The 7,458-nt window shown below is 36.3% G+C and carries 3 protein-coding genes and 1 pseudogene; all 4 read left to right on the top strand.

The window, feature by feature from the left end:
- A pseudogene (locus ACY65O_RS02890) lies at nt 1–1,483 on the top strand (alpha-d-galacturonidase); the annotation flags it as partial.
- A 54-nt stretch (nt 1,484–1,537) separates the two neighbouring features.
- Nucleotides 1,538–3,025, top strand: a complete 1,488-nt coding sequence (locus tag ACY65O_RS02885; RefSeq protein ID WP_462219349.1) for a TlpA family protein disulfide reductase — start codon at nt 1,538–1,540, stop codon at nt 3,023–3,025.
- Nucleotides 3,022–5,841, top strand: coding sequence for a glycoside hydrolase family 95 protein (locus tag ACY65O_RS02880; RefSeq protein WP_462219348.1), 2,820 nt, complete (start codon nt 3,022–3,024; stop codon nt 5,839–5,841). The genes ACY65O_RS02885 and ACY65O_RS02880 overlap by 4 nt, the downstream gene beginning before the upstream one ends.
- A gap of 31 nt (nt 5,842–5,872) precedes the next feature.
- Nucleotides 5,873–7,458: glycoside hydrolase family 2 protein (locus ACY65O_RS02875; RefSeq protein ID WP_462219347.1), on the top strand; the 1,586-nt coding region annotated here is incomplete at its 3' end.

Below are 7,458 nucleotides of genomic sequence, written 5' to 3'. Positions count from 1 at the left end.
GTGTGTAATTGGTATGCATGAAGTAATGGGCGGTAATGGTTTGCATTTATATCCGCAGGCTTCTTACTGGGATTGGCCTTACAGTGCCGACTGTATAAAGGGTGGAAAGCGGTTATTGCAAATTGAAAGAGACTGGATATGGTACAAAGCCTGGAGCCGTTATGCATGGAAAGCAAAACGAAATAGAGCTGATGAAATAAATTACTGGAGCAATCAACTGGCTGATAAATTTGGTTGCAGCATTACAGACGGGAATAAAATTTTAATGGCTTATGAAGAAGCTGGACTAATTGCACCAAAATTATTACGCCGTTTTGGAATAACTGATGGCAACAGGCAAACACTTACATTAGGTATGTTGATGACGCAACTCATCAATCCATATCGCTATGGCTTATTTACTTTATTGTATAATGCAGAAGCACCGGAAGGAGAGATGTTATTGGACTATGTAGATAAGGAAATGAAAGGAGTGAAGCATGTAGGTGAAACACCTGTGCAAATAATTGAGGAAATAGAAAAGCATGCATCTAACGGGGAACATGCTATAGTTGGAATTCCGGTTAAGAAAAATCAACAAGAATTTACCCGGCTTAAAAACGATATTGTCTACTACCGCTATTTGGGTTTGCATTATTCGTATAAAGTAAAATCAGCATTGTCAGCACTTCGCTATAAGTATAGCAATGACATAAATGATCTTGAAAGTGCGTATAATTTTTTAAAGGGTAGCTTAATTCTTTACAAGAGCTTATCGAATATGACAAAAAATTCTTACCTCTACGCCAACAGTATGCAAACCTCTCAACGTAAAATACCCATGCGTGGGGTTGATGGTACTTACAAACACTGGAAAGAAATGCTGCCGGTATTTGAAAAAGAATTGAGAACATTCCGGTATAAAATTGATTCGCTGAAAAATAATGCCGGTAAAGTTGTTGCAGATGTGAAGCCATTTAAGAATGCTGATGTCCATACAATTGATTCAGCAGGGGCTTATTTTACTATTGAGAAAGACGGACGAATATTTGCTGACAGCAACCTTATCATAAAATCTTATGCAAAAGAATTACAGGGATTGCAGGGAGTGAATTTTGGATATAAACAACAGTTAACAGAAGGGGCTTCTTTTACATTCGCATCCGATAAACCGGTAAAAGTATTGGTAGGTTTTTTTAAACCTCAAAAAGCAGCGTTTACAAAAGATACTTTTTATTTAAAAGAGCCGGAACTGGAAACCAATGCCAGTGCAGATGATTATGGTCAGAGTGAAATAAAAATTTCTAATGCTATTTCAATTAAAGGGATGCCGCCGGTAAATATTCATACCTATACTTTTAAAGCCGGTTTAAATACATTAAAATTGGAAAAAGGAGTTTGTTTAATTTTAGGTTTTGTGGATGGAGATACTGTGGTACCTGTATATGATGCAGGATTGATGGGGGATAATAAAAATAAAAATTTGGACTGGTTGTTCGAATAATATTTCAACACAACAAAAAAAACATTACAGATACAATACCTCAAAATAAAACGAATGAAAAAAATATTCCTTTTTGTAACATTTATTTTGTCGCTAAACGCATTTTCACAAAATGCAACCATCATAGGTACATTTGAGCGGGGGGAGGTAAAAAGAAAATTATCTCTTTCCAGGCCATTGCTTCGTACCCAGTTTCCAGAGGTTAATGACGTAGAAGATATTGCTGTAGATAAAGGAACATTTATTGCTGCATTAACTGTGCATCAACCGGAGATTATGTATTTAACCTCTTACATAAATGATTCTGTAGAATTTAAACAGCCAATTTTTTTAAAGGCAGGCTATGCAATAACTATTGATTGTAAAACAAAAAACGGCATACCCCTGCTTACCATTGCTGGTAAGGGAGCCCAGGATAACCAACCGTGGAGTTTGAGTGACAATATTAATTTTAATAATTATCCTAAAGATACACTCCCAGTTAGAGTACTTGCCGACCTGCAAATTGTAGCGAATAAAAATCTGCAAGCGTTCAACCAGTACATTACATTACATCATCCATCTGCTGATTTTATTAAGAGCTGGAATTTTGAGCTGCAATACACCCCGATTAGAATTTATTATATCTATGCAAAGCAAAGAAAACCTTATGTTCGGCAAGCTTATAATAGAAATAAAAAAAGCTGGGACGACAGCATTGACCAACTGTTAATCAACGCTCCTTTAATGAATGAAGCAGCTTTAACATCTTCGTCTTATCGTTTATTTTTAAAGATGTTTTTAATTTTCAGTAAACCACAGGTTTGGGAAGACGAAGCGGATAAAGTAGAATTTATAAAAAATTGGTATGGCGATGGAAGAGATACCGGATCAAGAAGTTTTTTTAATGATGAGAATAATATTCCTAATCAAAAAGTGATAGAAAGACATTTTACAGGGAAAGTAAAAGAGTATATGTATGTACAACTTTTTGAAATGGCTTTGGAAAGGGGAAAAGTTTCTAATATTGATGCTATCTATACAGATTTTTCTAAAGCATACCCATTTAGCCCCTTTAAAAAAGTATATGATAAGCTGATAGCTGCAGTCATTGAAAGTTTAAAACGGCCAATAAACGACAAAATGATTTTTGAATCTGGTAATATTAAAACATGGGCTGAAATTTTGGAAAAGTTTAAGGGCAAAACGGTTTTGCTTGACATGTGGGGTACTTGGTGTGGTCCCTGCAGGGATGAAATAAAAATGCATAGCGCAGCAATTAAAAGTTATTTTAAAGATAAAGGACTATATTATTTGTACATTGCTAACCAGGATGAAGCTAACATAAAAGCCTGGAAAAGCCTGATTACTTATTACAATTTAGAAGGCCATCATATTTTAGCTACAAAGGAGTTAACAGATGATATTGATAAAAATATACAACTCAAATTTTATCCCACTTATGTCATCATACATAAGAACGGAAGTTTTGAATTATCAAAAGCAGGAGCACCAATGAATAGAGAAATATTAATTGCACAAATAGAAGAAGCACTAAAATGAAAATAAAAGCAACTTATTTATTTAGTTGTGTGCTGGCTTTAAGCACACAATTTCTTTTTGCACAGGATTTAAAACTCTGGTACAAACAACCTGCCGTAAAATGGACAGAAGCCTTACCCCTCGGCAATGGCAGAATTGGTGCCATGGTTTTTGGCGGAATTGAGCACGACAGAATTCAATTTAACGAAGAAACTTTATGGACAGGCGAACCAAGAAATTATAACAGGCCAGGCGCCTACAAATATTTAGATTCTATAAGAAATTTATTATTTGCAGGCAAACAAACAGAAGCAGAAGCATTGGCCGAAAAAGAATTTATGGGATTGAAAAGTAATGAAGGTAAGAAAGAAGAGTGGCTAAAAAATATTTTACAAAATAATGATCTTTCTAAAGAAAATTTTGATGACAGCCATTGGAAAACAATGACGGTGCCATCATACGAAGGTTGGGAAGCTGCAGGTTTTGAAGGATTGGATGGTGCAGTATGGTTGCGGACCAGTTTTAAATTACCGGCATCATGGAACGGAAAAGAATTGGCTTTAGATTTAAACAGGATAAGAGATTATGATCTTACTTATGTCAACGGAAAATTAATTGGCACACAACAAAACACCGAGGCAAGAAAATATATTATTCCGGCTTCGCTTTTGCACGAAGGAAAAAATATCATTGCAGTACAGGTAATTAATTATGCTGATAAAGGCGGCATTGCAGGGTATAAAGACACCACACGGCATATTGGTATTTATCCTGTTGGAGATGAAGCAGAAAAAATTTTATTGAATGGTCAATGGAAATATTTTATACAAAACGATGAGCCGCCTGCTGCAGGCACATATCAGGCCAGCTATCAACCCTTCGGCGATTTATTTTTGCAATTTAAAAATGTTGAAAATGCTGCAAACTATAAAAGAGAATTAGATATCAGTAATGCAATTGCAACAACATCTTACTCATTAAACGGCATTAAATTTAAAAGAGAATATTTCATCAGCCAGCCCAACCAGGTAATGGCCATTAATTTAACTGCATCGCAAAAAAATAAAATAAATTTCAGTGCCTCATTAGGCAGTCCGCATAAAAATTTTATTGTAAAAAAAATAAATGATCATACTATTTCACTTTCAGTGCAAGTAAGAAATGGTGTATTGCATGGAGAAAGTTATCTGCAAATAAAAACAAAAGGAGGTTCAGTAAATATCAGTGATAATAAAATTATAATTGCTGATGCAGATGAAGCAACATTGTATTTAACTGCAGCCACCAACTATAAAAATTATCAGGATGTTACCGCTGATCCTGTTGCACCATGCACCAATGCATTACAATCTATTGCTGCAAAAAACTACCTGCAAATAAAAGCAGCGCATATAAAAGAGTATCAAAAATATTTCAACACTTACTCGATTATTTTACACGACTCCAAATCATTGGAGTTCAGGAACCCCCCTTCGGGGGGCAGGGGGGCAACCGACGAACGCCTTGCAAAATTTGCTGCCTCCAGCGATCCTTCCTTAGTTGCTTTGTACCAGCAATACGGCCGGTATTTATTAATTGCATCTTCACGCCCCGGCACAAAGCCAGCCAATTTGCAAGGCATCTGGAATGATTTGCTTACGCCGCCATGGGGCAGTAAATACACCACTAACATCAATACAGAAATGAATTACTGGCCTGCCGAAAATTTAAATCTTTCTGCAACGCATCAACCCTTGTTTGATATGATTGGTGAATTAGCGCAAAGCGGAAAACAAACTGCTAAAGAACATTACAACGCACCGGGTTGGATATTGCATCATAATACCGATATATGGTGTGGCACAGCTCCAATAAATGCGGCTAACCATGGTATTTGGGTTACAGGCGGGGCATGGTTGTGCCAGCATTTATGGGAACATTATTTGTTTACGCAGGATAAAATGTTTTTAAAAACCAAAGCCTGGCCACTAATGAAAGAAGCTGCTTTATTTTTCAATTCTTTTCTAGTTAAAGATCCGGTAACAGAATTTTTGATCAGTACGCCATCAAATTCTCCGGAGCAGGGCGGCTTAGTTGCAGGCCCGGCAATGGATCATCAAATTATAAGAACGCTTTTTAAAAATGTAATTACTGCAGGCGAATTATTAAATACGGATGCAAACTTTATAAATACTTTAAAAGACAAATACAAATTAATTGCACCCAATAAAATTGGTAAGTATAATCAATTGCAGGAATGGATGGAAGACAAAGATGATACCACTAATAAGCACCGCCACATTTCACATTTATGGGGCATGTATCCCGGCAGCGAAATTAATTTTGATGAAACACCTGCATTGATGAATGCTGCAAAACAATCATTATTGTATCGGGGCGATGCGGCTACGGGTTGGAGTTTGGGTTGGAAAATAAATTGCTGGGCACGCTTTAAAGATGGTGACCACGCTTTTAAAATGATACAAATGTTGCTGAGCCCTGCCAATGGCGGCGCCGGTAGTTATCCAAATTTATTTGATGCACATCCGCCTTTTCAAATTGATGGCAACTTTGGCGCTGCTGCCGGCATTGGCGAAATGTTATTGCAAAGTCACACTAAATTTATTGATATACTTCCTGCTTTGCCCGCCGCTTTGCCCAATGGTAAAGTAAAAGGTATTTGTGCAAGAGGCGGATTTGTAGTGGATATAAAATGGAGCGAAGGAAAATTGCAACAGCTAACTGTTACATCAAAAGCAGGAATGCCATTGCTATTGAGATATAAGGGTAAAGTAAAAAGTATTACAACAACTAAAAACGGAATTTATAAATTTAATGCGGCGCTTAATAAATTATAATTTTTTTTGTGAGACAAGCTTTTGTGCTACTATGAGACGACATTGGCGACGCTCCATTCAAATTTTTGTTCATTATTCAGCAATTAAATTTGTTACTGTATATTGTTCGTTCGCAGTTGTATGTTTTACTTCTTATGCACAACAAAATATCAGGGAAGATATTTTAATAAACAGCGACTGGACTTACTGCACCGGAATAAATAATTTAAAATCTTTTCCGCCCAATACCAGCGATTATTATTTTACAAAAGTAAATGTACCACACAACGCAGATGCTTATGATGGTTACCGCAGATTACTCCATGGCAATAAACACGGCGATATTTGGTATAGAAAAATTATATCAATAGTACAGCCCAATAAAAACCGTCGCAACTTTTTATATTTTGAAGGCGTAGGTTCTTACGCTAAAATTTATCTCAACGGAAGTTTAGTTGGCCAACATGCAGGTGGCAGAACAACTTTTACCATTGATGTTACGGGCAAATTAAAAACCAATGGCACTGCCAACGAATTATTAGTATTTGCAAGTCACCCTGCAAACATCAAAGATTTACCCTGGGTTTGTGGAGGTTGCAGCGATGAAAGAGGTTTTTCAGAAGGCTCTCAACCAATGGGCATTTTTCGTCCGGTACATTTAATAGTTACCAATGATGTTAGGATTGAACCTTTTGGTGTACATGCGTGGGCTGACATAAAAAATAAAAACGCTACGTTACGGACTAACACAACAGTAAAAAATTACACTAAGCGAAATAGAAATGTTTCTATACATAGTCAATTGGTAGATGCTGCTGGTAAAACTATTGCTGAATTTTCTTCGCCACATTTTTTAAAAGCAAAAGATTCCATCGCTGTTTTATCAATAGGAATTCAGGTAGATAATCCGGTATTATGGTCGATAGAAAATCCTTATCTCTACAAAATTATTTCAACCATAAAAGAAAATAATATTGTTATTGATAAAACGGAAACTGATTTTGGTTTCCGTAACATCAATTTTAAAACTGCATCGCATCAATTTTTATTAAATAACAAACCTGTTTTTATAAACGGTATTGCAGAGTACGAACATTTGCTTGGGCAAAGCCATGCCTTCAGCAACGAAGAAATTATTGCAAGAATGAAGTGGATACAGGCCGCAGGCTTTAATGCATTTCGTGATGCACACCAACCTCATAATTTATTATATGGAAAATTATGTAACAAAAAAGGTATGTTATGGTGGACACAATTTTCTGCACATATCTGGTACGATACAAAAGAGTTTAGAGAAAATTTTAAAATATTATTGAGCGAATGGGTAATAGAAAGACGTAACGATCCTGCTGTAATTTTATGGGGTTTACAAAACGAAAGTAAATTGCCAAAAGATTTTGCAGAAGAATGTACCGCACTAATTCGTTCACTCGATCCAACCGCATCTTCACAACGTTTAATTACAACCTGCAATGGTGGCGAAGGAACCGATTGGGATGTGCCGCAAAACTGGACAGGCACTTATGGTGGTAATCCTGCTACTTACGGCGAAGATTTAAAGAAACAAATTTTAGTTGGCGAATACGGTGCATGGCGCACCATTGATTTACACAGCGAAGGTGGCTTTAAACAAAATGG

Origin of the sequence: Ferruginibacter sp. (assembly GCF_031430955.1) — a bacterium.
Taxonomy (GTDB): domain Bacteria; phylum Bacteroidota; class Bacteroidia; order Chitinophagales; family Chitinophagaceae; genus Ferruginibacter.
This window is presented reverse-complemented; position numbering and strand designations above follow the sequence as displayed.